The sequence below is a fragment of the Streptomyces sp. CRN 30 genome (genome assembly GCF_034105845.1).
This window is the reverse complement of record NZ_JAVRHI010000394.1, coordinates 1-23,743: the sequence shown is the minus strand read 5'-3', so window position 1 is coordinate 23,743 and position 23,743 is coordinate 1. Positions and strand designations below refer to the sequence as shown.

Below are 23,743 nucleotides of genomic sequence, written 5' to 3'. Positions count from 1 at the left end.
CCGTAGCCCTCAGGCAGGGTCCCCCTAGGGCCCCGTACGTCTGGAGTACGAGGCCAAGACGGCCCTGCGGGGTGACGACCGGCGTGGCCCGCGTCACTACCGTCGACGACGTGACTGTGATCGCGACCGAAAGCCTGAGCAAGCGGTTCCCCCGGGCGACCGCACTCGACCGGCTCTCCGTGGACGTCGGACCCGGTGTGACCGGGCTCGTCGGAGCCAACGGAGCCGGCAAGTCCACGCTCATCAAGATCCTGCTGGGGCTGTCCCCCGCCACGGAGGGCCGCGCCGAGGTGCTCGGACTCGACGTCGCCACCAAGGGCGCCGCCATCCGCGAGCGCGTCGGCTACATGCCGGAACACGACTGCCTGCCGCCCGACGTCTCGGCCACCGAGTTCGTCGTGCACATGGCCCGGATGTCCGGCCTGCCGCCCACCGCCGCCCGCGAACGCACCGCGGACACCCTGCGCCACGTCGGCCTCTACGAGGAGCGGTACCGCCCCATCGGCGGCTACTCCACCGGCATGAAGCAGCGCGTGAAGCTCGCGCAGGCCCTCGTCCACGACCCCCAGCTGGTCTTCCTCGACGAGCCCACCAACGGCCTCGACCCGGTCGGCCGCGACGAGATGCTCGGCCTGATCCGCCGCATCCACACCGACTTCGGCATCTCGGTGCTCGTCACCTCCCACCTCCTGGGCGAGCTGGAACGCACCTGCGACCACGTCGTCGTCGTGGACGGCGGCAAACTGCTGCGCGCCAGCTCCACCACGGACTTCACACAGTCCACGACCACCCTCGCGATCGAGGTCACCGACACCGACGACCACCCCGACGGCACCCGCGCGGTGCGCGACGCGCTCCACGCGCGCGGGGTGAGCGTCGAGGACGGCAGCGGGCTGCCCGGCGCCGGCCACGTCCTGCTGCTCACCGCCACCGGCGAGGAGACCCACGACATCGTCCGGGACGTCATCGCCGACCTCGGACTCGGCCTGGTCCGCATGGAACAGCGCCGGCACCACATCGCGGAGGTCTTCAAGGACGACGCCGCACCGAAGGAGGCCGCCCTCCATGGCAACTGAGCAGCCCACAGCCGCCGCCACAGCCGCTGCCCCGGGCGAGAAGACCCGCATCCACAACATCGGCTACCGCGCCTACGACGGCCCCCGCCTCGGCCGCGCCTACGCCCGCCGCTCGCTCTACTCGCAGTCGCTGCGCGGCGCCTACGGACTCGGCCGCTCGGTCAAGTCCAAGGTCCTGCCCATGCTGCTGTTCGTGGTGATGTGCCTGCCCGCCGGGATCATGGTCGCCGTCGCCGTCGTCACCAAGGCCAATGACCTGCCCCTCACCTACACGCGCTACGCGATCGTCCTCCAGGCCGTCATCAGCCTCTACATCGCCTCACAGGCACCCCAGTCGGTCTCCCGGGACCTCCGCTTCAAGACCGTGCCCCTTTACTTCTCACGGCCGATCGAAACCTCCGACTACGTCCGCGCCAAGTACGCGGCGCTCGCCTCGGCCCTCTTCATCCTCACCGCCGCCCCCCTGCTGGTCCTGTACATCGGCGCGCTGCTCGCCAAGCTCGACTTCGCCGACCAGACCAAGGGATTCGCCCAGGGACTGGTCTCCGTGGCCCTGCTCTCGCTCCTGTTCTCCGGCATCGGCCTGGTCGTCGCCTCGGTCACGCCGCGCCGCGGCTTCGGCATCGCCGCCGTCATCGCCGTACTGACCATCAGCTACGGCGCGGTCTCCACCCTCCAGGCCATCGCGGACGTCCAGAGCAGCTCCGGCGCCGTCGCCTGGATCGGCCTGTTCTCGCCGATCACCCTCATCGACGGCGTGCAGTCCGCCTTCCTCGGCGCCCCCTCCGCCTTCCCCGGCGGCCACGGCCCCGGCACCGGGGAGGGCCTGGTCTACGTCCTCGTCACCCTCGGCCTGATCGCCGGCGCCTACGCCCTCCTGATCCGCCGCTACAAGAAGGTGGGCCTGTGACTACCTTGACCATCGACCACGTCTCCCGCTGGTTCGGCAACGTCGTCGCCGTCAACGACGTCACCATGACGATCGGCCCAGGCGTCACCGGCCTCCTCGGCCCCAACGGCGCGGGCAAGTCCACCCTCATCAACATGATGGGCGGTTTCCTCGCCCCCTCCACCGGCACCGTCACCCTCGACGGACAGCCCGTCTGGCGCAACGAGGCCATCTACCGGCACATCGGCATCGTGCCCGAACGCGAGGCCATGTACGACTTCCTCACCGGCAAGGAGTTCGTCCTCGCCAACGCCGAACTCCACGGCCTCGGCGCGAAGGCGGCCCAGAGGGCCCTCGCCACCGTCGAGATGGAGTACGCCCAGGACCGCAAGATCGCCACCTACTCCAAGGGCATGCGCCAGCGCGTGAAGATGGCCAGCGCCCTCGTGCACGATCCCTCGCTGCTCCTCCTCGACGAACCGTTCAACGGCATGGACCCCCGCCAGCGCATGCAGCTCATGGAACTGCTGCGCCGCATGGGAGAGGAGGGCCGCACGGTCCTGTTCTCCTCCCACATCCTCGAAGAGGTCGAACAGCTCGCCTGGCACATCGAGGTCGTCGTCGCCGGCCGCCACGCGGCCAGCGGCGACTTCCGCAAGATCCGCCGCCTGATGACCGACCGGCCCCACCGCTATCTGGTCCGCTCCAGCGACGACCGGGCCCTCGCGGCGGCCCTCATCGCCGACCCGTCCACCTCCGGCATCGAGGTCGACCACGCCGAGGGCGCCCTGCGCGTCCAGGCCGTCGACTTCGCCCGGTTCACGGCCCTGCTGCCCCGGGTCGCCCGCGACCACGGCATCCGGCTGCTCACGGTCTCGCCGTCCGACGAGTCCCTGGAGTCCGTCTTCTCGTACCTCGTCGCGGCGTAGGAGGCCGAAAAACATGTACGACCCCACCGTCGCCCGGCTCACCTACCGGGCTCTGCTCGGCCGCCGCCGGGCCCTCATCCTGGCCGCCCTGCCCCTGCTGCTGCTCGTCATCGCCGTCGCCGTACGCGCCCTGACCGGCGCCGACGACCAGACCGCCGCGGACGTCCTCGGCGGCTTCGCCCTCGCCACCATGGTGCCGATCATCGGCGTCATCGCCGGCACGGGTGCCATCGGTCCCGAGATCGACGACGGCTCCGTGGTCTACCTGCTGTCCAAGCCGGTCAAAAGGCCCACGATCATCTTCACCAAGCTGATCGTCGCCATCGCCGTGACCATGGCCTTCTCCGCCCTGCCGACCCTCCTGGCGGGCCTGATCCTCAACGGCAACGGCCAGCAGGTCGCCGTCGCCTACACCGTCGCGGCGCTCGTCGCCTCGATCGCCTACGCCGCGCTCTTCCTGCTCCTCGGCACGGTCTCCCGGCACGCGGTGGTCTTCGGCCTCGTCTACGCACTGGTCTGGGAGGCCCTCTTCGGCTCCCTGGTGCCCGGCGCCCGCACTCTCAGCGTCCAGCAGTGGTCGCTCGCCGTCGCCCAGGACGTCGCCGGCGGTGATCTGGTCACCTCCGACGTCGGCCTGCCCACCGCGACGGTCCTGCTCGTCCTGGTGACCGTCCTGGCCACCTGGTACGCAGGTCAGAAGCTGCGCTCCCTCACCCTCGCCGGGGAGGAGTGAACGAGCCCGGCCCGCACGGCCGTACGCCGTTTTTATTCGGTGGCGTCCGCCGCGTCCGTTTCGCACACTGGTGACATGCACGAGCCGCCGCGCCACACAGGCGCCGGGGACCGGGAGAGGAGCGGGGCGATGTCCATGCACGGCAGTCCGTCCCGCTCCCGACAGGACGGCCCGCGGCGGGCTCCGGAGTAGTCACTGCCCTCCGTCGAGTCCGTCTGGCACAGGAGCCGTCCGGGGCGGCCGCTTCGAGCACGCGGTGCACGGCATTCGCGTGGGCCGCCCACCCGGAGGATCGGCCGAGTGGCAAGGCACCGGCCCGCCCCGGAGCAATCCGGTGGCGGGCCCGGGTCGGGTCCTGGAGACCCGCGCACGTTCGATCCGTGCATCCTCCGCCACGGCCGCCCACTCGGCTCCCGCCGAGCGGCCGGGGCCCGGTGCCCGGTTCTCGCCAGCGGCGAGATCGGGCGCTCAGCTTCCGCGAAGCGGCCGGGCCGGGCGTTCAGCCTGAGCCGAGCGGCAGTGGTCCGGCATGCGGTTCTCGCCAGCGCGGCAGGGTGGTCGGGTGTTCAGCCTCCGCCGAGCGGTCGAGGCCCCGGCGTTCAGCCTCCGCCGAGCAGTCGTTCCAGTACCACCGCGATACCGTCCTCGTCGTTCGAGGACGTCACCTCGTCCGCCACCGCCTTCAGCTCGGCGTGGGCGTTGGCCATCGCCACGCCGTGCGCCGCCCAGGCGAACATCGGCACGTCGTTGGGCATGTCACCGAAGGCGACGGTGTCCGCCGCCTTCAGCTTCAGCCGGCGCGCCGCCAGCGACAGCCCCGTCGCCTTCGACAGCCCCAGCGGCAGCAGTTCGACGATCCCCGCACCCGCCACGACGACCGTGACGAAACCGCCCGCGGCACGCCGCGCCACCTCCGCCAGCTCGTCGTCGGACAGCGTCGGATGCTGGATGTAAATCTTGTTCAGCGGCGCCGACCACAGGTCGGAGGCGTCCGTGAACGGCGTCCCCGGAAGGGTGCCCCCGACCTCGTAACCGGGACCGACCATGACCTCGCCGTCCAGCCCGTCGCGGCTGGCCGCCAGGTACAGCGGACCGGTCTCCGCCTCGATCTTGGCCAGCGCCACCCCGGCGAGCTGCCGGTCGAGCGTGACCGAGGTCAGCAGACGGTGCTCACCGGCGTGGTAGACCTGCGCGCCCTGCCCGCAGACGGCCAGACCCTCGTAGCCGAGGTCGTCCAGGACGTGCCGGGTCCACGGGACCGCGCGGCCGGTGACCACGATGTGGGCGGCACCCGCCGCGGTGGCCGCGGCGAGCGCGTCCCGGGTGCGCCGGGAGACCGTGTCGTCACCGCGCAGCAGCGTGCCGTCGAGGTCGGTCGCGACGAGGCGGTACGGGAAACCCGTACCGGAGGGGCTGTCGCTCACTTGCCCACCGGCTCCAGCACCTCACGGCCGCCCAGGTACGGACGGAGCACCTCGGGCACCCGCACCGAACCGTCGGCCTGCTGGTGGTTCTCCAGGATCGCCACGATCGTGCGCGGTACGGCGCACAGCGTGCCGTTGAGCGTGGCGAGCGGGCGCACCTTCTTGTCCTCGCGCACCCGGATCGACAGACGCCGGGACTGGAACTCGGTGCAGTCCGAGGTCGAGGTCAGCTCGCGGTACTTGCCCTGCGTGGGGATCCACGCCTCGCAGTCGAACTTGCGGGCCGCCGACGCGCCGAGGTCCGCCGAGGCCACGTCGATGACGCGGAACGGCAGCTCCAGCGAGGTCAGCCACTGCTTCTCCCACTCCAGGAGGCGCTGGTGCTCGGCCTGCGCGTCCTCGGGGAGGACATAGGAGAACATCTCGACCTTGTCGAACTGGTGGACGCGGAAGATGCCCCGGGTGTCCTTGCCGTGCGAACCGGCCTCGCGGCGGAAGCAGGGCGAGAAGCCTGCGTAGCGCAGCGGCAGCCGGTCGGCTTCGAGGATCTCGTCCATGTGGTACGCGGCGAGGGGGACCTCGGAGGTGCCGACCAGGTACAGGTCGTCCTTGTCGAGGTGGTAGACGTCCTGCGCGGCCTGGCCGAGGAAGCCGGTGCCGGCCATCGACTGCGGGCGGACCAGCGCCGGGGTCAGCATCGGCGTGAAGCCGGCCGCCGTGGCCTGCGCGATCGCCGCGTTGACCAGGGCCAGCTCCAGGAGGGCGCCGACACCGGTCAGGAAGTAGAAGCGGGAGCCGGAGACCTTGGCGCCGCGCTCGACGTCGATGGCGCCGAGCAGCTGGCCCAGCTCCAGGTGGTCCTTGGGCTCGAAGCCCTCGGCGGCGAAGTCGCGGTGGGTGCCGTGCGTCTCCAGGGTGACGAAGTCCTCCTCGCCGCCCACGGGGACGTCGGGGTGGACCAGGTTGCCGAGCCTCTGCAGCAGCGCCTGGGTCTCGGCGTCGGCGGCGTCGCGCTCGGCGTCGGCGGCCTTGACGTCGGCGGCGAGCTGGCTCGCGCGCTTCAGCAGCTCGGCCTTCTCGTCGCCGGTGGCCTTGCCGATGAGCTTGCCGAGGCCCTTCTGCTCGTTGCGCAGCTCGTCGAAGCGGACGCCGGACGACCTGCGCCGCTCATCGGCGGAGAGGAGGGAGTCGACGAGCGCGACGTCCTCTCCACGGGCACGCTGGGAGGCGCGCACACGGTCGGGGTCCTCACGGAGCAGGCGAAGGTCAATCACGCGGTCAAGGCTACCGGTGCGCGGTGACGGCGATCGACTCCGTATTGACCGGCGGCGGACCGGGAGGGGAGAAGCGTTCCGTTATGTGCGGAATGTGCCTGCTGATCCCCTCCGTCAATAAAAAGCGTCTCATTCCCTGGAACGAGGCAGAAGGCGGGGTGCGCGTTGACCGGATCGCCTTGCGGTGCAGGGGACTTGGGGCATGGCTGTCCACAGGAACCGGGGATGGGGGCAAGTTATCCACAGGCTGTGCGCAAGTTCTGTGGACTTCGGAAGCGATCGTTCCTAATCCTCCGACCGGGCCGTGGAATTCTCTTCCCAAACCCTTCACCGGCCCACTTTCGAGTGGAAACGGGTCACTCCGGAGGATGGCGGGCAAGAAACAGGTGGACGAAGGGTGACCTGCGGCTCTGTGGACGGAGATGCGGCCCGGAGGCCGATTTGTCGACTGGGTGGCGATTTGTTGTCGACTTGTCCCCACCAGGCCGTACAGCCTGTGGATAACTTCTGTGGATAACCCGGCCCGCGAGGCGATCTGCGGAACGGCCCGCCGAACCGTGCTCGGAACCATGCCGGCCCCTGCTCAGAACCGCCCGTCCTGGCAGCGCGCGACCCACTCCGCCGCGGCCACGAACTCGTCGTCCGACGTCCCCGGAGAGGTCGGACGCACGTCCGCGAGGCTCACCCCCGCCCGCGGGTACGAGCCGAGGAAGCGCACCTGGAGGCAGATCCGCTTCAGCCCCATCAGGGCCTCGGCCACCCTGCGGTCGGAGATGTGCCCCTCGGCGTCGATGCAGAAGCAGTAGTTGCCGATGCCGGCGCCGGTGGGACGGGACTGCAGCAGCATCAGGTTGATGCCCCGGGTGGCGAACTCGCCGAGCAGGTCGCGCAGGCCGCCGGGGTGGTCGTCCCGCTGCCAGATCACGACGGACGTCTTGTCCGCGCCGGACGGTGCGGCCGGCCGGGCGGGGCGGCCCACCAGGACGAACCGGGTCTGCGCGGTCTCCGGCGAGTCGTGGATGCCGGTCTCCAGGGCCTCCAGGCCGTACCGGGCGGCGGCGAACTCGCCGGCGAAGGCGGCGTCGTACCGGCCCTCCTGCACCAGGCGGGCGCCGTCCGCGTTGGAGGCGGCGGACTCCCAGGCGACGTCGGGGAGGTGAGCCTTCAGCCAGTTGCGCACCTGCGGCTGGGCGGCCGGGTGGGCCGTGACGGTCTTGATGTCGGACAGCGCGGTGCCGGGCCGCACCAGCAGCGCGAAGGTGATGGAGAGAAGCACCTCGCGGTAGATCATCAGCGGCCGGCCGGTGACCAGCTCGTCGAGGGTGGTGGTGATGCCGCCCTCGACGGAGTTCTCGATCGGTACGAACGCGGCCTCGGCCTCCCCGACGCGCACCGCGTCGAGCGCGGACTGCACGGAGACGTAGGGCACCAGCTCGCGGGTCGCCGCCTCCGGGAGGGTACGCAGGGCGACTTCCGTGAAGGTGCCTTCGGGGCCGAGATACGCGTAACTGGCTGGCATGGCCTCACCCTAGTGCTCATCCCTCCAGCAGCGGCTGCCCCACGTACCCGTCTCCGGTGGCTCCGCCCGGCACCGCGAACAGGCCGCTCGCCTCGTGCCGGATGAACGCCGACAGGGCGTCGCCCCGGTCGAGTTTGCGCTGGACCGGCACGAAGCCGCGCAGCGGGTCGGCCTGCCAGCAGACGAAGAGCAGCCCCGCGTCGGGGACGCCGTCGGTGTCTATGCCGTCGTGGAAGGAGAAGGGCCGGCGCAGCATGGCCGCGCCGCCGTTCTGGTCGGGGCGGGTGATACGGGCGTGGGCGTTGAGCGGGACGACCAGGTTCCCGGCCTTGTCCGTCTTCTCCAGCTCCATCTCGGTGGTCTCGCCGCCGCCGGTGAGCGGTGCCCCGTCGGCCTTGCGGCGGCCGATGACGTCCTCCTGCTCCTTGGCCGACAGCTCCTCCCAGTCGTCGAGGAGCATGCGGATGCGGCGTACGACGGCGTAGGAGCCGTTCGCCATCCAGGAGGGGTCCTGCGAGCCGGACTCCGGTACCCAGATCCGCTGGTCGAAGTCGCTCTCCGAGGGCTTGGGGTTACGGGTGCCGTCGACCTGGCCCATGAGGTTGCGGACGGTCATGGGGTGGGCGGTGGCGCCCGGCGAGCGGTTGAAGCCGTTCATCTGCCAGCGGACGCGGACGGCCGATCCGGCGTCCTTCTGAAGGGCGCGCAGGGCGTGGAAGGCGACGAGGGCGTCGTCGGCGCCGATCTGCACCCAGAGGTCGCCGTTGCTGCGGTTCTTGTCGAGGTGGTCGGAGGAGAAGTCGGGCAGCGGGTCGAGGGAGACGGGGCGCTGCTTCTCCAGTCCGGTCCGGCCGAAGAAGCTGTGACCGAACCCGAAGGTGACGGTGAGGGAGGAGGGCCCGGCGTCCCGGGCGACGTCCGTGTCGCCGGACGCGGCCGCCTCGCCCACCATCAGCCGCCGGGCCGTGCCGGACCAGCGGCGCAGCAGCGCGGCCGCCTCCTTGCGTCCGGCGCCCGCCGTCAGGTCGAAGGCGACGAGGTGGCCCCGGGCCTGCGTCGGGGTGGTGATGCCGGGCTGATGTTTCCCGTGAAACATCACCTGCCCGCTGCCCAGCGAGGTCAGCGGGGTGGCCTCGGCGGGGGCGGCGGCGTACCCCGCGGCGGCGCCCGCCGCGCCGAGGACGAGCCCGGTGGCGCCGGCGGTGCCGAGGAGGCGGCGCCGTGAGATGCCGTCGGCGGGTGCGGTGGTCCGGGGGGCGGCTTCGTCGACGGCGTCGGCGTCGGCGTCGCGCGTACGGGCCTCCGGAACGGACTGTTCAGTCATGGTGCGGTTCAGCCGATCTGGGCGTTCTTGGAGACGGTGACCTGGTCGATGTCGGAGGTCCGCACGGTCGCGGCGACCTTCCAGTCGCCGGCCATGGGGAGCTGTACGTCGCTCGCCGACCAGTGTCCGGTGGTGATGTGGTCGGGGGCGACGGGCAGCGGCCCGATGTCCTTGGTCTCCAGGGTGAAGGCGATCTTCACCTCGGGGATGTCCACGGCGCGGCCGTCCGGGTCCTCGACGTAGACGTGGACGTCGTTGGCGCCCACGCGCGCGGGGTCGATCTCGACGCGTATGACGCCCTCGCCGTTCTCGCCGCCGGTGTCGAACGGCATGTCCAGGGTGACCGCCCCCGAGGCCGAGGTGTCGGCCGAGGCCGCGGCGGAGGTGGCGGCCTCGGCCTCCTGCTCGGTGCGGCCCGGTTCGGTCTGGGTCAGGACGGTGGTGACGGCGAGGAGGACGACGGCGACACCGGCCTCGGCGAGGACCGAGCGGCGCAGGCCGAAGCGGTGGGGGTCGCCGTCGCGCAGCCGCTTCTGCCGGGCGGCGTCCACGGCGGCCCGCTGCCGGGCGAGCTGGGCGGCGCGCTTGGCACCGGCGGGGGTCTTGCCGGCGGTACCGGCCCCCTTCCCGTCGGCTCCCTTCCCGTCGGCTCCTCTCCCGCCGGCCCTGTTCCCACCGGCACGGGCACCGGACGGGTTGCCCGTCGTGGCGGCCACCGTCTGCTTCTCCCGCGGCCGCGGCACCGCCGCCACCCCGTCGGCCAGCCGGGCCGTCCACCGCCGGGACAGGGAGGCGATGCCGACGAGCACCGCCACGAGGACCAGCTTGACCAGCAGCAGCTGTCCGTACCGCGTGTCGGTGAAGGCCGACCAGGAGCCCAGCTGCCGCCAGGACTGGTAGACGCCGGTGACGACCAGCGCGACGACGCTGCCGAAGGCGACCCGGGAGAACCGGTGGACGGCGTCGGCCTCCACCGGGGTCTCCGCGGGCGCCTTGTAGAGGGCGACGAGCAGTGTGGTGAGCCCGCCGAGCCAGGCGGCGACGGCGAGGAGATGGACGACGTCGGCCGGCATGGCGAGGCCCGGCTGGAGACCGACCGAGGCGTGCTCGGCCATGGCCCAGGTCGCGGCGAGCCCGACGGCGACGACGGTACCGCCGAGCGCCAGCCCGAACGTCAGGTCCTTCTTCTCCGCGTCCTCCCGCTTGTCGTGAGCCCCGAAGAGCACCGCGACGAACAGCGCCGCCGCGGCGAGCAGCAGCAGCCGGGAGACGAGCGCCGCGCCGGTCTTGGTCTGGAGTACCTGGCCGAGCAGCTCCAGGTCGAAGACGTCGCCGAGCTTCCCGGAGCCGGTGTAGGAGCCGCGCAGCAGGAGCATGCCGAGGGTCGCGGCGGTGAGCGCGAGCCACCCGGAGACGACCACCCGCTGCACGGTCCGTACGCCGGAGCCGCTCGGCCAGCAGGCGAGGACGAACGCGGCGCCGCCCACCAGCACGGCGAACCCGGCGTAGGCGACGTAGCGGCCGAGGCCGTACAGCCAGCCGACGGTCCCGCCGCCCGCCTGCTGGTCGGCGGCGGTCACCGTGGTCTTCGACGGGGCGCCGACGGAGAAGGTGAAGGCACCGGCGACGGGGTGGCTGTCGGCGGACACGACCTGGTAGGTGACCGTGTACGTGCCGTCCGGGAGGCCGGAGTGCAGGGCGACGCCGTAGGTGGTGCCGCTGACGTTGGCCGGTGCGCCGTCGTCGACGCGGGCACCCTTGGGGTCGAGGACGCGCAGGGAGTCGTCGTCCATGGAGACCGACTCGGAGAACGTCAGGGAGACGCGGGCCGGGGCCTGGTCGACCACCGCCCCCTGCTGGGGGTCGCTGCCGGTCAGCGCGGCGTGCGCGGAGGCCGGGCCGGCACCCGCGAGCAGTGCGCAGACCGCGGCCAGGAGCAGCAGCGCCAGTGTCCGGACGCGTGGGGCGATGGTCGGCGTCAAGGTGGTCCCTCCCTCAGTGACTGGAGTGCTCGGGCTGTGCGGTGCCGGACTGTGTGCTGTCGGGCTGTGCGGTGTTGGACCGCGTGCTGTCGGGCCGGTAGGTGGCCGCCTTCACCGGCATGTCGACGCTGATCGGGTCGGAGTCGGCGAAGTGCAGCTCGACGGAGACCGTCTGGCCCTCCTCCGGCCGCTTCTTCAGCTTCTCGAACATCAGGTGGTCGCCGCCGCTCTCCAGGGCGAGGCGGCCGTGGGCCGGGACGGTGAGGCGGTCGACCTGCCGCATCGTTCCGTCGGTCGTCTCGTGCACGGTGACCTCGCCGGCGTCGCTGGTGACGGAGGTGAGCGCGTCGTCGGTGCCGCCGTCGTTGGTGACGGTGAGGAACCCGGCGGCCATCGTCTCGGAGACGGGCTGCGGCATGTAGGCGGAGCCGACGGAGAGGTCGGCGCCCGAGGCGGCCGTGTCCGAGCCGGACGCGTCCGCGCCGCACCCCGCGAGAGCCAGGGCACCGGCCAGCGCCAGCGCCAGGGCCGGCCACGCGGGGCGTGTCACGGCTTCGCCCCCTTGATCAGCTTGGGGAGGTCGGCGGTGTAGTCGTCGACGGTGGCGTCCTCGCCGTAGAGGACGTACCCCGCGTCGGTCTTCGGGGAGAAGGCGACGACCTGGGTGCCGTGGGTGGAGACGATCTTGCCGTTCTTGTCCTTCTCGGGCGGTTCGATGGAGATGCCGAGGGTGCGGGCGCCGGCCTGGATGGTGTCGAAGTCGCCGGTCAGGCCGACGACCTGGGAGTCGATGCCCTTGAGCCACTTGCCGAGGGCGGCGGGGGTGTCCCGTTCGGGGTCGGTGGTGACGAACACGACGCGCAGCTCGTCCTGTTCGGCCTTCGGCAGCTGCTTCTTGGCCACGGCGATGTTGTTCATGGTCAGCGGGCAGACGTCGGGGCAGTTGGTGTAGCCGAAGTAGATGAGGGTCGGCTTGCCCTCGGTCTCCGCACGGAGGTCGTACTCGTCGCCGTGCGTGTCGGTGAGGACCAGGTCCGGCTTCTCGAAGGGCTGGTCGAGGACGGTGGCGGCCTTCTGGGCCGAGGAGTCCTCGGAGACCACGGTGACGGGGGAGCCGGAGTCGTCGCTGCTGCCGCAGGCGGTGAGGGTGAGGGAGGCGGCGGCGAGCAGGGCGGCCGCGGCCAACGTCTTCTTGCGCATAGAGAAATGTCCCAGTTGTGAGCGGGCCGGCGCACGCCGGGGACCGTGTTCGGCGGGTCCCCGGCGCGCACCGGACGGGTGGTGCGTCAGGCGGTGCCGCGGCGGCGGCCGGCGAGCACGCCGTAGGCGACGCCCGCCGCTCCGACGACGATGCCGACGACGCCCAGGACACGGGCGGTGGTGTCGGTGGAGCCGTCGGAGTCCTCGGCGGCGGCCTCGGTGGTCTCGGCCGCGGCCTCCGTGTCGTCGGCGTCGTCGGCCTCGCCGCCGGCGGAGCCGTGGGCGTCGGAGTCGGCGTCGGCCGCGGTCAGTTCGAGGACCGGGGCCGGGTTGTCGGGCTCTTCCTGGCCCTCCTGCTGGACCTCGATCCAGCGGACGACCTCCTTGTTGGAGTACGTCTGGACCGCCTTGAAGACCAGTTCGTCGGAGTCCTCGGGCAGGGCGCCGACGGAGAGCGGGAACTTCTGGAAGAAGCCGGGCTCGATGCCGTCGCCCTCGGCCGTCCAGGTCACCTTGGTGACGGCCTCGGTGAGCTTCTCGCCGTGCGCTTCGAGCGGCTTGTCGAGCTTGCTCTTGGTCACCTTCGCCTCCCAGCCCTCGACGGGCTGCGGCATCACCGAGGCCAGCGGGTGGTCGGCGTCCATGGTGACCTCCAGCTTGGTGGTGGAGGCGTTGTCGCGTTCGTTGGGGACCTTGAAGTCGATGGTGGCGTAACCGCCCTGGACGGCCTCGCCCTCCGGCTGCACGGAGACGTGCGCGAAGGCGGGACCGGACAGGACGAGGACGGTGGCGCCTGCGACGGCGCCGGCGGCGGCGATACGGGAAGCCTTCATGAAGGGCACTCCGCTTCTTCTGCTGGTGGTGTCCGGTGGAGGGGTGCGCGCACGCGCGCGTGCCGCACGACGGCGGCCCACCCCTCCGGACGGAGGCAGCGGCGGTCGCGTCGTGTCAGGCGGCGAGGGCGAACGCGGCGCGCGGCGGTCCCCGCCGGATCACCGAGTGCTGGAGCGCGGTGGTACGGGGTGGCGCCACGGCGAGCAGGGCCGTACGCGGGGGGCGTGCGGCGTCATCCGGCGCGCCCAGCAGACCGGCGCACAGGGCGCGCACCAGAGCGAGCGCCGCGCGCAGGGAGCGTACGAGCGCACCCTCGCTGACGAGTTGCGCGGAGTGCGCCGACAGAGCGACGAGCCGGGCCAGGGCCAGGTCCCCGCGGCGCAGCAGCCAGCCGGCGGCCACCGCCGCGAGGACGTGGCTGAGCAGCATCGGCAGCGACGGCAGCAGTGCGGCGGCGGAACCGGAACCGGCCGACAGGGCGTCCGCCGGATGGTGCGCGGCGCCCGGGTGCGAGGCGGTGCCGGGCTGCACGCGCGCGTCGCTGAGGATGCGCTGCGCCTGCGCCGGGCTGATCGCCGCCGCGGTGGTGCCGCACATGAGCCGCGCCGCCTGCTGCACCAGCGAGGCGTCGGACACCGCGCCGGAGGTGCCGGTGGAGGCCGTGACCGCCGTACCGGAGGCGGCGGCCGTGGCGCCGTGCTGGCCCAGTCCGAACAGCGTGTGCAGCGCGGTCTGTCCGACGGCGAGCAGAGCCGCGATCCCGGGCAGTGACCGCTCGCGTCCGGCGAGCGGCGCCGCGACCACGACCGCGCCCAGGAACCCCACGCCGAGTGACCACAGCGGAACGGCGGCGCAGGCGGCGAGGGCGTGCCCCGCCCCGGCCAGCACGACGCAGACCGCGGCGAACACCGCGGCCCGCAGGATCCGGAGGTCGTTCCCGGAGCGCGCCGTAGGCGGGTGGGGGGCAGTCATGGCGGGCTCATCATCGCACTGGGCCCACCCACCCCGTGCGGCAGGTCCGCAAGATGCCGTACGACCGGAAGGTCAGGCTTCGGTGGGAGCGCCCCGCATACACCGGTGGCCGCCGGGGCGCATCCGCCGTATGGGCGGTCTCACGTCAGCGCCGCGCTTACGCCACGGGCCGTCGGGCAATACGTAACGGTATGTCGAGCCGCGGCCGGGAGGCTGGAGCATGAGCATCTGGTGGTCACTCCATCTGCGGCGCGAGGCCGCGAGCGTGCCCCTTGCCCGTCGCCTTCTGCTCGGCGCGATGGAGACGGCGGGCGTCGACCCCGACAGCTCCTACGACCTCTCCGTCGCCCTCAGTGAGGCGTGCGCCAACGCCGTCGAGCACGGCGGGGCGAGCGATCCCTCGGCGGCGTACCGCGTCACGGCCTACCTGGACGGCGAGCGGTGCCGCATCGAGGTCAGCGACACGGGCCCCGGGTTCACCGGTCCCACGCCGCGACCGGCCCGCCAGGCCCCCGCGGACGCCGAGCACGGCCGGGGGCTGCGCATCATCCGGGAGCTGGCGGACCACGTCCACATCGGCAACACCTCGACGCGCGGCGGCGCCGTGGTGAGCTTCGACAAGATCATCAAGTGGCGGGAGGACACACCGCTCCTCGCGGTGTGACCTCCCCGGACCCTCCGCCGCCCGGGGCGCGGAGGGCGGGCGGCTCAGCCCTTCAGCCCGGCCATCCACGCCTCGACCTCGTCGGACCGGCGCGGCAGCCCCGCCGACAGGTTCCGGTTGCCGTCCTCGGTGACCAGGATGTCGTCCTCGATGCGGACGCCGACGCCCCGGTACTCCTCCGGCACGGTCAGGTCGTCGGCCTGGAAGTACAGACCCGGCTCGACCGTGAGCACCATGCCGGGCTCCAGCGTGCCGTCGACGTAGCCCTCCGTGCGCGCGGCGGCGCAGTCGTGGACGTCCAGGCCGAGCATGTGCCCGGTGCCGTGCAGCGTCCAGCGGCGCTGCAGGCCCAGCTCCAGCACCCGCTCGACCGGGCCCTCGACCAGGCCCCACTCGACGAGCTTCTCCGCCAGCACGCGCTGCGCGGCGTCGTGGAAGTCGCGGTAGGCGGCACCGGGCTTCACGGCGGCGATGCCGGCTTCCTGCGCTTCGTAGACGGCGTCGTACACCTTCTTCTGCAGCTCGCTGTAGGTGCCGTTGACGGGGAGCGTGCGGGTGACGTCCGCGGTGTAGTACGTGTGCGTCTCCACGCCCGCGTCGAGCAGCAGCAGGTCGCCGGAGCGGACCGGGCCGTCGTTACGGACCCAGTGCAGGGTGCAGGCGTGCGGACCGGCGGCGGCGATGGTGCCGTAGCCGACGTCGTTGCCCTCCACGCGCGCGCGGAGGAAGAACGTGCCCTCGATGTAGCGCTCGCTGGTCGCCTCGGCCTTGTCGAGGACCTTCACGACGTCCTCGAAGCCGCGCACGGTGGAGTCGACGGCCTTCTGCAGCTCGCCGATCTCGAACCCGTCCTTGACCAGCCGGGCCTCGGAGAGGAAGACGCGCAGCTCCTCGTCGCGCTCGGCGGTGACCTTGTCGGTCAGGGCCGCCTCGATGCCGGCGTCGTAGCCGCGCACCACGCGCACCGGGCCGGTGGCCTCGCGCAGCTTCTCCGCCAGCTCGCGCACGTCGGACGCGGGGATGCCGTACAGCGTCGCCGCCTCCGTGAGGGAGTGGCGGCGGCCGACCCACAGCTCGCCCTGGCCGTTCAGCCAGAACTCGCCGTTCTCCCGGTCGGAGCGCGGCAGCAGGTAGATCGTGGCCTCGTGGCCCTCGCCCTTCGGCTCCAGCACGAGGACGCCGTCCTCGGTCTGGTTGCCGGTGAGGTACGCGTACTCCACGGAGGCGCGGAAGGCGTACTCCGTGTCGTTCGAGCGGGTCTTGAGGTTGCCGGCGGGGATCACCAGGCGCTCGCCGGGGAACCGCGCGGAGAGCGCGGCGCGCCGGGCGGCGGTCTCGGCGGCCTGGGCGATCGGCTCCAGGTCGCGCAGCTCGGTGTCGGCCCAGCCGGACTTCATGTTCTCGGCGAGCTCGTCGGAAACACCCGGGTACAGGCCGTTCTTCCGCTGCTTGATCGGTTCTTCCTCAGCGGTCTCCGGGTTCTCCGGAAGCTCCTCCGACACGGTCATCCTCCTTGTCACGGCACTGGACCACCCCCCATCGTACGGTCGTACGTAAGGAGCACCAGGGCCGGTGGACCTGTCGCGCCGGCGGTCAGTCGAAGCGCACGGCCAGCAGCACGACGTCCTCCTCGGAGTCCGCCCGGTCCCGTCCGTCGGGAAGGACCGTGCGCAGGACGTGGTCCACGACGGCGTCGGGGTCCTGCCGGCCCGCCCGGGACACCCCGGCCGCGGCGGCGTGCAGCCGCGCGAAGGCGCGGTCGACCGGGTCGCCGGTACGGTGCAGCAGCCCGTCGCTGTAGAGCAGAACCGTCTCTCCGGCCTCGGCGCGCAGCTCCACGCTCGGCGCCTCGAAGCAGGCCAGCATGTTCAGCGGCGCGGAGACGGAGGTCTCCACGAACTCCGTGCGCCGCTCGCCGATCAGCAGCGGCGGACTGTGCCCGGCGCCGGCCAGCGTGATCCTGCGCAGCGCGGGCTCGCAGTAGGCGAACAGCGCGGTGGCGGAACGGGCGGGCTCGGTGAGCCGCAGCAGCAGCTCCAAGTCGGACAGGACGGCGACCGGGTCCTCGCCCTCCATCACCGCGTACGCCCGCAGGGACGCGCGCAGCCGTCCCATCGCGGCGACGGCGCCGGGACCGGAGCCGGTGACCGAACCGACGGCGAGACCGAGCGCGGAGTCCGGCAGCGGCAGCGCGTCGTACCAGTCGCCGCCGCCGCGCGGGGACGTGCGGTGCCGGGCGGCGAGCCGGACCCCGGGCACCCGCGGCAGCCGCGCGGGCAGCAGCTCCTCGCGGATCGCCGCGACGCACGCGCGCGTGCGCTCCACTTCGACGAGCCGGGCGAGGTGCGCGGCGGCGTACCGGACGTACAGCCCGGCGAGGTACCGCTGCCGCTCGCGCGGTGCGGCGGGTTCGTCGTAGAGCCATACGGCGGCGCCGAGCGGGCCGGTGTCCTCGGTGCGCAGCGGCAGGGTGTAGCTGGCCGCGTACCCGAGCCGGGCGGCCACTTCGCGGTGGCGGGGGTCGAGCCCTTCCTCGGCGAGCAGGTCGGGTTCGGCGATCCCGCCGTCGGCGACCGGCAGCCCCTGGAGGATCCGCCCGTACGACAGCGCGGCGCGCTCCACGGTCTCCAGATGGCCGAGGTCGGCGCGGCCGAGCCCGAGGCCGGTGGTGGTGGCGGGTCCGAGTCCGTCGGCGGGCTCCAGGACGACGAGGCCGCGGCGGGCGCCGAGCAGGGTGGCTCCGGCGCGCAGCAGCTCGGGCAGGGCGTCGTCGAGGGTGCCGGTGCGGATCAGGCGCTCGGTCAGCTCATGGAGGGTGGTGAGGTCGGAGACCCAGCCGGCGAGGCGGTCCTGGAGAAGGGCGGCCGGGGCGCCGGGGACGGCCGGGGAGCCGCCGGACGTGACGGACGCGACAGTGTGTGCGGGTGAGGGAACCGTTGAATCGATTCCGGCCACTTTCGGAGGGTGCGGGGCGTTCATGGCCGTCGGCTTTCCGACCGGTGCTTACTGCTCAAAAGCATCGCAAACCCCCATGTCATTCTGCGTCGCCGGCAGTGTCTCCACATGTACACGCACTCGTGAGGGGATGTCCAGCATTGTCCTGCTGGGATTCCTGGTGTCCATGAGGCGTAAGTGACTTTCTTCGCTACGTCTTGCGAAAAAACAAAGATGGCTTGAAACTGCCCCGGAGGAAGGCTTGTTGCTGTCGACTGGGGGTGCTTCACGGAGCGTCACAGCGGTCGTGATGGGTACGTACTCGGTGAAAGCCAGGGGTGGTTGGAAGCCATCCGGAACCTGGCGCTGGACCCGGGCGTCCTATCCACCGACGACCGTGCCCCATCCTCCCGTGGCGGAGGCGGAGAGAAATACGCGGGACGGCAAAACGCCAGACTCCGCCACCCCCGCGCCACGCCCATGCTTTTGACAGACGCAGTATGGACGGACCGGCCGCGGACGCAGCCAATGCTCGACCCATAGGGGTTCCCCTTGTCTTCGACGGGGTTGTCTTCGACAGGGTGTGATGCGCCGACAGTTACGCGCAGTGAAGTGATCGACACAGGTGTGTTCTGGACCACGGTGTTGCCAGCGTGCAACGGAAAGGAACGAGCGCTCATGCGCGAGATCCTCGGAAGGCGACGCAGGCTCCTGTCCCGGCGGAGCGACGGGGGGCCCGGTCTGATCGGCGCGGCCCTGACCTACGCCACGGAATGGCAGTGGCCCGTACTCCCGGGTGTGGCGGCGGACCCGCAAGGACGCTCCCGCTGCTCCTGTCCCGACCCGGAGTGCACGGTGCCCGGTGCGCACCCCTTCGACCCCGGTCTGCTCGCGGCCACCACCGACGGGCGGATGGTGCGCTGGTGGTGGACGAACCGGCCGGCCGCCCCCATCGTCCTGGCCACCGGGGGCACCGCTCCCTGTGCCGTCTCCCTGCCCGCGCTGCCGGCCGCCCGCGCGCTGGTCGCCCTCGACCGGATGGGCATGCGTCTCGGCCCGGTCGTCGCCTCGGCCACCCGCTGGTCGATCCTGGTCAAGCCGTACTCCATGGAGCAGCTCGGCGAACTGCTCTACGCCAAGGACTTCGTCCCCGGCTCCCTCCGCTTCCACGGCCAGGGCGGCTACCTCGCGCTGCCCCCGTCCGAGAGCGGCACGGGCGCCGTCCGCTGGGAGCGGGCCCCGCTGCCCGGCTCCTCCTCCCCCTGGGTCCCGGACGTGGAGGCCGTCGTGGACGCGGTCGTCGACGCCCTCACTCGTACGGGTGTGAGCGCCCCCGAGATGTAGGGGGTGTCGGGCGCGGGCGGTCCCGGCATCCGTCCGCGGTCGTTATCGTCCGCTTCATGCCGCTTCCTGCTGGGGAACACCGCGCCGGTCCGTCGCGTCACCGGGGTACTCCGGAGGCGCGGCAGCGTGTCGCCCGGGACGCCCGGCAGCGTGGTACTCCGGAGCCCCGTCAGGACGCCGCCGCCGGCCGGCACCGCGGCGGTGCGGAGGAGCGCCGGAACCACGGGCCCGACGCACGCCGGCTGCGGGTGGTCGCCCTCGTCGGCGGCATCGCGTGCGCGGTGGTCCTGCCCTTCGCCGTGGCCACGGCGGGCTCGGAGCGGGACCGCGCCGAGACCGCGGCGGACTCGGGCCGGGGACGTGACGGCATCTCGTCGGTCTCCTCCCCCGCGGAGCCCGGCGGCGGCCGGGACGACGGGAAGGCGAGCGGCCCGCGGGAACTGCCGACGGGCGGCGGGACGGCGTCCTCCGGCGCCGGACGGGCCGCCGACGGGACGTACGCGAGCACCGGGGGTACGGGGCCCGGGGACTCCGGGAACCTCGGGGACTCCAGGTACTCCAAGGACTCCAGCGGCTTCGGGGACCCCACGGACTTCGGGGACCTCGGGGACTTCGGGGACGGATCGAAGGGGCGGGCCTCCGCCTCCGGCCGCTCGGTGCCGACACTCGGCGAGGGACTGGCCACCGCCGTGCGCTGCGGACCCGAACTGACCTCCCCCGAGGGCATCGAGGCACAGACCTGCGTCCTGGCCCAAGGCACCGAGATCTGGGCCCGCACCTACTACCGGAACGTGACCGGAGGGCCGCTCGACGCCGTACTGAGTCTCCTCGGGACCGGCGGCCGGACCGTACAGACGCGCTGCGCGGTGAGCGCCGAGGACGAACCGGGGTCGTGCGAGACGCCCAGGGAACGGATCCGGGGTGCGGCCGCGTCCTACACAGCGGTCGCCGAGTTCGCGAACCGGGCCGGGTACGGGCCGCTGCTGCTGCGAACGGGAAGCGGCTGACCGTAGCCGCCGCCGGGAACGGCCAGTTGACGTACGACCGCGTTCGGTGAGCGAGGGGCGACATGTGAAGACCCGGTTGCTGGCGACGGGGGATGCACCAGCAACCGGGCTACTCGAACGGTAACAAGAGATCGGCGGTTAGCAAATTCGGTCTCGGTGTTTCCGGTCATCGACTGGCCTGTCCTGACCGGGAGTTGTGATCGGAGTCACCCCCCGTCCGAACCGCCGCCGCTCCCGCCGGAGACCGGCCCCGGACCCGCCGTCGAACGGCCGGAACGGGGTCGGCGGACGGCCCTCAGCTGAGCGTGACCTGCCGGTTGGTGAGGCCGCCGCGCGCCCGGCGCTCCTCCGCGGTGAGCGGCGTCTCCACGGCCAGGGCCTCGGCGAGGCGCTCGGCGAACTCGGCCGCCGGCTTCTCCGCGTCCTGCGCCGAGAAACCGGTCGGCAGGTCCCAGACCGGCACGATGAGCCCGTGGGCGCGGAAGGAACCGACCAGCCGGGTGCCCTCGCCGAGGGACGAGCGGCCCGCCGCGTGCAGCCGCGCGAGAGCGTCCAGAAGCCGCTCCTCCTCGTGCGGCATGACCCAGCGCAGGTGGTTCTTCTCCGGCGTCTCGCACCAGTAGGCGGCGTCCACGCCCTGGAGCCGGACGGTCGGGATAGCCGCGGCGTTGGCCCGCTCCAGGGAGGCGGTCACCTCCGCCGTGGCGTTCTCCGGGTCCGGGACCCAGAACTCGAAGCCCTCGTGCACCACTGGCTCGAAAGTGCCGTCCGCCGCCAGCACATCCTGGAGGCGCGGCCCGTCGGCCGGCGCGCGCCGGGACTGCACCGGCGACCCCGGCGCGGCGCTCAGGGCCTGCTGGAGGGTGTCGGCGAGGTCGCGGCTGATGTCGCCCGAGGGCGTGTCGTTCTGCAGCCCGAGCAGGACCGAGCCGTCGTCGCGGCGCAGCGCGGGCCACGCCATCGGCAGGACCGTCGCCAGCGTGACGGACGGGACCCCCTCGGGGAGGCCGTCCTTCAAGGTCAGCTCGGCCGTGGCCGCGGGCACCAGCTCGCGCAGCGCCACCCAGTCGCCCTCGCCCGGCAGCCCCTCGAACGGGCGCTGCACCAGCTCGGTCACGGCCTGCGCGGCAGCGCGGCCGTGGCACGCCTTGTAGCGGCGGCCGCTGCCGCACGGGCAGGGTTCGCGGGCGCCGACGACCGGGACCTCTCCGTCGAGCTGAGGCCGCCTGGCCTTCGTCTGGGGTCGCTTCTTGGCCATCGTGGGTGTCTCCCGGTTACGGCTCTACTCGTACGGGCGCGAGCCTAGCCGTTACCGCCACGGCCCACGGGCCCCTGGCCCACGGGCCCCTGTGGGCCTCACGGCCCAAACGGTTAGGCCAGCTCGTCGAAGGCGTCCGCGAAGTCCAGGCCGGGGATGTCGGCCACCGCCGGGGCGGCCACCCGTGTGGCGAAGTCGTCGCGCCGGTGCCCGGCGTCCGGGTCGTACACGTCCTCGTGGACGACCACCCACACCGTGACCTCGCCCCGGGCGTCGTCCCGCACGCCCCAGTCGTCGGACAGCGCCGTGATGATGTTGAGGCCGCGGCCTCCGTGCGCCGTCACCGACGGGGTCGCCGGGGACGGCCGGGTCGGTCCGCCGCCGTCGGTCACCTCGACCAGGAGCCGGCCGGTGCCTTCGACCCGCCAGGCGGCGCGGACGTCACCGTCTCCGGCCAGGGCGTCGCCCAAGGGCCGGCCGTGCTTGCACGCATTGCTCAAAAGTTCGGAAAGGATGAGTACGGCGTCGTCGATGACCGTTTCCGTGACGCCACCCTTGCGCAACTGGTCGCGCATACGGTGTCGTGCTTTCCCCACGCCCGACGGGCCATGGGGTACGGCCATGCTCGACGACGTCGGCACCTCCTGTGCCACCACCAACGCCACCCCCGAGACCTCCTTTGCCCCACGCCACGGAGTGGATGCCCCATTGGCCTGAACCGGAAACCGGCCGGTCATGGTCCGCTGACGCACTCCTAACTGGCGAACACGGAGCGAACGCGCCGGAGCACTCCCTGTAGCCGGGATGGCCGAATCACGCCGGTTTGGCCGGGGGTGGAGGGTTAAGCGGACGGACTTTCCGGACACGGCCTCACGGCCTCACGGCTGCGGTGGGTGTGGTGGCTGTGGCTGTGGCGGTCGCGGTGGCTGCGGCGGCTGTCGGCGGCCGAGGTGGTCCAGGACGGCGCGGGGCCGGTTGGTGATGATGGCGTCCACGCCGAGCCCCACACAGAGGTCCACGTCCCGCGGCTCGTTCACGGTCCACACGTGCACCTGGTGACCGGCCCGCTTCAGGCGCTCGATGTAGGCGGGGTGGCTGCGCACCATCCGTACCGAGGGGCCCGCGATCCCGACTCCCAGCGGCAGCCGGCCGTCCCGCAGCCGGGGCGAGACGAACTGCATCAGGTACACCGTCGGCAGGGTCGGCGCGGCGGCCCGGACGCGGTGCAGCGAGCGCGCCGAGAAGCTCATCACCCGCACCCGGGAGTCGTCGGCGGCGGGCGGGGCGTCCAGTCCGAACCGCTTGAGCAGCATCAGCAGCCGCTCCTCGACCTGGCCCGCCCAGCGGGTGGGGTGCTTGGTCTCGATGGCCAGTTCCACCCGCCGGCCGGCGTCGGTGACGAGTGCGAGCAGCCGCTCCAGGGTGAGGACGGAGGTCGACTCCCGGTCCTCGGGGCGGTGTTCCCAGTCGGGTTCCTCGTCGCGGTGGTGCCACGCCTCGCGGTTCTTCCAGGAGCCGAAGTCCAGCGCCGCCAGATCGGCCAGCTCCAGTGCCGAGACCGCGCCGCGGCCGTTGGACGTACGGTTGACGCGGCGGTCGTGCACACACACGAGGTGACCGTCGGCCGTCAGCCGCACATCGCACTCAAGGGCGTCCGCTCCGTCCTCGATGGCTTTCCGGTACGCGGCGAGGGTGTGCTCGGGGGCTTCCTCCGAGGCTCCGCGGTGGGCGACGACCTGGATGCGGTGCTGTCGTGCGTGGGTCACCGCGACATGGTGCCACCGCGCGGGGACGGGCGGGGGGCGGGCGGGGGCGCGCGTCAGGGCGTTGTGCCCGATATGTTTTAAATTTCCTATGTAAGAAACAGCCACGGACCCACAGCGACCGCTTATGGTGCTCTGACGGCTCGTGGGAAAAGCTGAGGGCATACAAAAAGACATGCACAGCTACATCGCGCCGGGCCGGAGAGGCCGGGCGCGCACGAGCGTGGCTGAGTGCGACTCAGTGTGAACCGACAACAGCCGTGGACCGAGGAGAGAAGCTGTGAGCACCGAGAACGAGGGCACCGCGGTACCTCCGGCCCCGTCCGCACCCCCCGTGCCGGTGGATTCTCCCGCGACGTCCGCGACGTCCCAGCAGGAAACCCCCGGTCCTGGTCCTGGACAGGCGCCGGGACAGCACCCCTACGGCCCTGGAGCCGGAACCGGCTCAGGTCCCGGCCCCGGCCCCGGTTCCCCCATGCAGGGCTCGGCCCCCGACGCGTCCTGGCCGCCGCCGCAGCCGCCGGCGGGCCCGTACGGAGGCGGCGGTGAGGGCCACGGCGACGCCGGCGGCTTCGGCGGTCACGGTCCGGGCGGATACGGTCCGGGCGGTGGCGGCC

Annotated in this window: 21 protein-coding genes and 1 tRNA gene; 8 read left to right on the top strand and 14 right to left on the bottom strand. The window is 72.3% G+C overall.

The window, feature by feature from the left end; translation table 11 throughout:
- Nucleotides 1-116: 116 nt before the first annotated feature.
- From UW392_RS42555 to UW392_RS42535, 5 genes are all read left to right on the top strand, one after another.
- Entirely contained in the window at nt 117-1,076 is a 960-nt protein-coding gene (locus UW392_RS42555; RefSeq protein WP_320780689.1) for an ABC transporter ATP-binding protein, read from the top strand.
- Nucleotides 1,066-1,986, top strand: a complete 921-nt coding sequence (locus tag UW392_RS42550; RefSeq protein WP_320780654.1) for an ABC transporter permease — start codon at nt 1,066-1,068, stop codon at nt 1,984-1,986. The genes UW392_RS42555 and UW392_RS42550 overlap by 11 nt, the downstream gene beginning before the upstream one ends.
- Nucleotides 1,983-2,894: an ABC transporter ATP-binding protein gene (locus tag UW392_RS42545; RefSeq protein WP_320780653.1), complete on the top strand. Its 912-nt coding sequence runs from the start codon at nt 1,983-1,985 to the stop codon at nt 2,892-2,894. Before UW392_RS42550 ends, UW392_RS42545 begins: the two co-directional genes overlap by 4 nt.
- Nucleotides 2,895-2,907: 13 nt before the next feature.
- The gene (locus UW392_RS42540; protein ID WP_320780652.1) at nt 2,908-3,627 is read left to right on the top strand and encodes an ABC transporter permease; all 720 of its coding nucleotides are present in this window, start codon (nt 2,908-2,910) and stop codon (nt 3,625-3,627) included.
- A gap of 286 nt (nt 3,628-3,913) precedes the next feature.
- Nucleotides 3,914-4,022, top strand: a tRNA-OTHER gene (locus tag UW392_RS42535).
- A gap of 204 nt (nt 4,023-4,226) precedes the next feature.
- Here the strand turns inward: UW392_RS42535 and UW392_RS42530 are convergent.
- The 9 genes from UW392_RS42530 to UW392_RS42490 all read right to left on the bottom strand — a co-directional run bounded on the left by UW392_RS42530 (nt 4,227) and on the right by UW392_RS42490 (nt 14,156).
- Entirely contained in the window at nt 4,227-5,051 is an 825-nt protein-coding gene (locus tag UW392_RS42530; protein ID WP_320780651.1) for an HAD family hydrolase, read from the bottom strand.
- The gene (gene serS / locus UW392_RS42525) at nt 5,048-6,325 is read right to left on the bottom strand and encodes a serine--tRNA ligase (protein WP_320780650.1); all 1,278 of its coding nucleotides are present in this window, start codon (nt 6,323-6,325) and stop codon (nt 5,048-5,050) included. Before serS ends, UW392_RS42530 begins: the two co-directional genes overlap by 4 nt.
- A 583-nt stretch (nt 6,326-6,908) precedes the next feature.
- The gene (gene pheA, locus UW392_RS42520; RefSeq protein WP_320780649.1) at nt 6,909-7,844 is read right to left on the bottom strand and encodes a prephenate dehydratase; all 936 of its coding nucleotides are present in this window, start codon (nt 7,842-7,844) and stop codon (nt 6,909-6,911) included.
- A gap of 16 nt (nt 7,845-7,860) precedes the next feature.
- Entirely contained in the window at nt 7,861-9,168 is a 1,308-nt protein-coding gene (efeB, locus tag UW392_RS42515) for an iron uptake transporter deferrochelatase/peroxidase subunit (RefSeq protein ID WP_320780648.1), read from the bottom strand.
- Nucleotides 9,169-9,176: 8 nt separating this feature from the next.
- Entirely contained in the window at nt 9,177-11,150 is a 1,974-nt protein-coding gene (locus tag UW392_RS42510) for a copper resistance CopC/CopD family protein (RefSeq protein ID WP_320780647.1), read from the bottom strand.
- A gap of 13 nt (nt 11,151-11,163) precedes the next feature.
- A complete protein-coding gene (locus tag UW392_RS42505; RefSeq protein ID WP_320780646.1) occupies nt 11,164-11,700 on the bottom strand; it encodes a copper chaperone PCu(A)C in 537 nt (178 codons plus the stop codon).
- Nucleotides 11,697-12,350 carry an SCO family protein gene (locus tag UW392_RS42500; protein ID WP_320780645.1) on the bottom strand — a complete coding sequence of 218 codons (654 nt, stop codon included), beginning with the start codon at nt 12,348-12,350 and terminating at the stop codon, nt 11,697-11,699. Before UW392_RS42500 ends, UW392_RS42505 begins: the two co-directional genes overlap by 4 nt.
- Nucleotides 12,351-12,436: 86 nt before the next feature.
- The gene (locus UW392_RS42495; RefSeq protein WP_320780644.1) at nt 12,437-13,183 is read right to left on the bottom strand and encodes a YcnI family protein; all 747 of its coding nucleotides are present in this window, start codon (nt 13,181-13,183) and stop codon (nt 12,437-12,439) included.
- A gap of 115 nt (nt 13,184-13,298) precedes the next feature.
- The gene (locus tag UW392_RS42490; RefSeq protein WP_320780643.1) at nt 13,299-14,156 is read right to left on the bottom strand and encodes a hypothetical protein; all 858 of its coding nucleotides are present in this window, start codon (nt 14,154-14,156) and stop codon (nt 13,299-13,301) included.
- A gap of 220 nt (nt 14,157-14,376) precedes the next feature.
- Here UW392_RS42490 and UW392_RS42485 point away from each other — a divergent pair, with 220 nt between their 5' ends.
- Entirely contained in the window at nt 14,377-14,820 is a 444-nt protein-coding gene (locus tag UW392_RS42485; protein WP_320780642.1) for an ATP-binding protein, read from the top strand.
- Between the two features lie 44 nt (nt 14,821-14,864).
- On the opposite strand, the gene UW392_RS42480 is transcribed toward UW392_RS42485, so the two are convergent.
- Nucleotides 14,865-16,322, bottom strand: coding sequence for an aminopeptidase P family protein (locus UW392_RS42480; protein WP_320780641.1), 1,458 nt, complete (start codon nt 16,320-16,322; stop codon nt 14,865-14,867).
- Nucleotides 16,323-16,413: 91 nt separating this feature from the next.
- Nucleotides 16,414-17,799 (bottom strand): PP2C family protein-serine/threonine phosphatase, encoded by a 1,386-nt coding sequence (locus tag UW392_RS42475; RefSeq protein WP_320780640.1) that lies wholly within the window; start codon nt 17,797-17,799, stop codon nt 16,414-16,416.
- A gap of 633 nt (nt 17,800-18,432) precedes the next feature.
- Here UW392_RS42475 and UW392_RS42470 point away from each other — a divergent pair.
- Together UW392_RS42470 and UW392_RS42465 are read left to right on the top strand one after the other, a co-directional pair.
- Nucleotides 18,433-19,098 carry a bifunctional DNA primase/polymerase gene (locus UW392_RS42470; protein WP_320780639.1) on the top strand — a complete coding sequence of 222 codons (666 nt, stop codon included), beginning with the start codon at nt 18,433-18,435 and terminating at the stop codon, nt 19,096-19,098.
- A gap of 56 nt (nt 19,099-19,154) precedes the next feature.
- Nucleotides 19,155-20,105: a hypothetical protein gene (locus tag UW392_RS42465; RefSeq protein WP_414497184.1), complete on the top strand. Its 951-nt coding sequence runs from the start codon at nt 19,155-19,157 to the stop codon at nt 20,103-20,105.
- Nucleotides 20,106-20,400: 295 nt separating this feature from the next.
- Here UW392_RS42465 and UW392_RS42460 read toward each other — a convergent pair whose 3' ends face one another.
- The 3 genes from UW392_RS42460 to UW392_RS42450 all read right to left on the bottom strand — a co-directional run bounded on the left by UW392_RS42460 (nt 20,401) and on the right by UW392_RS42450 (nt 23,129).
- A complete protein-coding gene (locus tag UW392_RS42460) occupies nt 20,401-21,363 on the bottom strand; it encodes a DUF5926 family protein (RefSeq protein ID WP_320780638.1) in 963 nt (320 codons plus the stop codon).
- A 113-nt stretch (nt 21,364-21,476) separates the two neighbouring features.
- The gene (locus UW392_RS42455) at nt 21,477-22,100 is read right to left on the bottom strand and encodes an ATP-binding protein (protein ID WP_414497199.1); all 624 of its coding nucleotides are present in this window, start codon (nt 22,098-22,100) and stop codon (nt 21,477-21,479) included.
- 141 nt (nt 22,101-22,241) lie between these two features.
- The gene (locus UW392_RS42450) at nt 22,242-23,129 is read right to left on the bottom strand and encodes a glycerophosphodiester phosphodiesterase (RefSeq protein WP_320780636.1); all 888 of its coding nucleotides are present in this window, start codon (nt 23,127-23,129) and stop codon (nt 22,242-22,244) included.
- Nucleotides 23,130-23,743 lie beyond the last annotated feature (614 nt).

Bases quoted from the DNA above. Each gene is read 5' to 3' on its own strand.
- UW392_RS42550 (WP_320780654.1), top strand. From the start codon at position 1,066: ATGGCAACTGAGCAGCCCACAGCCGCCGCCACAGCCGCTGCCCCGGGC.
- UW392_RS42540 (WP_320780652.1), top strand. From the start codon at position 2,908: ATGTACGACCCCACCGTCGCCCGGCTCACCTACCGGGCTCTGCTCGGC.
- pheA (WP_320780649.1), bottom strand. From the start codon at position 7,844: ATGCCAGCCAGTTACGCGTATCTCGGCCCCGAAGGCACCTTCACGGAA.
- efeB (WP_320780648.1), bottom strand. From the start codon at position 9,168: ATGACTGAACAGTCCGTTCCGGAGGCCCGTACGCGCGACGCCGACGCC.
- UW392_RS42500 (WP_320780645.1), bottom strand. From the start codon at position 12,350: ATGCGCAAGAAGACGTTGGCCGCGGCCGCCCTGCTCGCCGCCGCCTCC.
- UW392_RS42495 (WP_320780644.1), bottom strand. From the start codon at position 13,183: ATGAAGGCTTCCCGTATCGCCGCCGCCGGCGCCGTCGCAGGCGCCACC.
- UW392_RS42490 (WP_320780643.1), bottom strand. From the start codon at position 14,156: ATGACTGCCCCCCACCCGCCTACGGCGCGCTCCGGGAACGACCTCCGG.
- UW392_RS42485 (WP_320780642.1), top strand. From the start codon at position 14,377: ATGAGCATCTGGTGGTCACTCCATCTGCGGCGCGAGGCCGCGAGCGTG.
- UW392_RS42475 (WP_320780640.1), bottom strand. From the start codon at position 17,799: ATGAACGCCCCGCACCCTCCGAAAGTGGCCGGAATCGATTCAACGGTT.
- UW392_RS42470 (WP_320780639.1), top strand. From the start codon at position 18,433: ATGCGCGAGATCCTCGGAAGGCGACGCAGGCTCCTGTCCCGGCGGAGC.
- UW392_RS42465 (WP_414497184.1), top strand. From the start codon at position 19,155: ATGCCGCTTCCTGCTGGGGAACACCGCGCCGGTCCGTCGCGTCACCGG.
- UW392_RS42460 (WP_320780638.1), bottom strand. From the start codon at position 21,363: ATGGCCAAGAAGCGACCCCAGACGAAGGCCAGGCGGCCTCAGCTCGAC.
- UW392_RS42455 (WP_414497199.1), bottom strand. From the start codon at position 22,100: ATGACCGGCCGGTTTCCGGTTCAGGCCAATGGGGCATCCACTCCGTGG.